The organism is Agreia bicolorata, assembly GCF_000938265.1.
GTDB classification, from domain to species: Bacteria; Actinomycetota; Actinomycetes; order Actinomycetales; family Microbacteriaceae; genus Agreia; species Agreia bicolorata.
Genome location: NZ_JYFC01000017.1, coordinates 1 through 1,295, shown reverse-complemented (window position 1 = coordinate 1,295; position 1,295 = coordinate 1). Strand labels below are relative to the sequence as shown.

The window sequence follows — 1,295 nt, the reverse complement described above, 5'->3', positions numbered from 1 at the left end:
GGGTCTGCTGCACGAATAGGTGACATCTGATCTGGCTTGCCCGGGAGGGTGGCCTGGAAGGATGGCATCGTGCCAAAGCCCTACCCCTCTGAGTTCCGTGATGACGTCGTGCGCGTCGCGAGGAACCGCGAGCCCGGAGTGACGATCGAGCAGATCGCGAAAGACTTCGGGGTCCACCCGATGACGTTGCAGAAGTGGTTGCGTCGCGCCGACGTCGACGAGGGCGCCAAGCCGGGTCAGTCCCGCACCGAGGCGGCTGAGATCCGTGAACTGCGCAAGCGAAATCGGCTGCTGGAGCAGGAGAACGAGGTGTTGCGGCGAGCGGCGGCGTATTTGTCGCAGGCGAACCTGCCGGGAAAAGGCTCTACCCGCTCGTGACGGAGCTCGCCGCCGCAGGGATCCCTGTGACGGCGACGTGTCGGGTTCTCAAGCTCTCTCGCCAGCCCTACTACCGGTGGCTGGCCGATCCCATCATGCCTAGCGAGGTGGTGGAGGCGTATCGCGCGAACGCGCTGTTCGACGCGCACCGCGACGACCCGGAGTTTGGGCATCGGCTGCTCGCCGACGAGGCCGCGGAGGCGGGCGAGGTGATGGCGGATCGGACGGCATGGCGGATCGCGTCGAGCAACGGCTGGTTCAGCGCGTTCGGCAAGTCCAAGCGCGGCAAGAGCCGACGCCCCGGACCACCCGTCCACGACGACCTCTGCGCCGTAGTCGACGAGGACGGTCGAGTCCGTCACGTGTTCGCCGCCGAGGCACCGAACGGACTTTGGCTCACGGACATCACCGAACACAAGACCGCGGAAGGCAAGCTCTACCTCTGCGCGATCAAGGACGTGTTCTCCGGACGGATCGTGGGGTACTCGATCGACTCCCGGATGAAGTCCAGACTGGCCGTCCAGGCTCTCGATAACGCTGTCGCGATGCGCGGCGATGTCGCCGGCTGCGTGGTTCACAGCGACCGGGGCAGTCAATTTCGCAGCCGAAAGTTCTTACGTGCTCTCACCCGTCACCGCCTGGTCGGATCGATGGGTCGTGTCGGCTCCAGCGGCGACAACGCCGCCATGGAATCGTTCTTCGCCCTGCTCCAGAAGAACGTCCTCGACCGCCGCTCCTGGACCACCCGCGACCAACTGCGGATCGCGATCGTGACCTGGATCGAACGGACCTACCACCGCCGGAGGCGCCAACCCCGCCTGGGCCGTTTGACGCCCATCGAGTTCGAGACCATCATGAACACGACCGCCGCACTGGCGGCGTGACTACAACATGTCACCTACTCGTGCAGCAGACCC

At 65.5% G+C, this 1,295-nt stretch carries 1 protein-coding gene; it reads left to right on the top strand.

Features of this window, described 5'->3' with window-relative positions; genetic code table 11:
* Positions 1 to 69: 69 nt before the first annotated feature.
* A protein-coding gene (locus tag TZ00_RS18515) for an IS3 family transposase (protein ID WP_152631279.1) occupies positions 70 to 1,262 on the top strand; the annotation gives its coding sequence in 2 pieces (ribosomal slippage) (positions 70 to 354 and positions 357 to 1,262; 1,191 coding nt in all).
* Positions 1,263 to 1,295 lie beyond the last annotated feature (33 nt).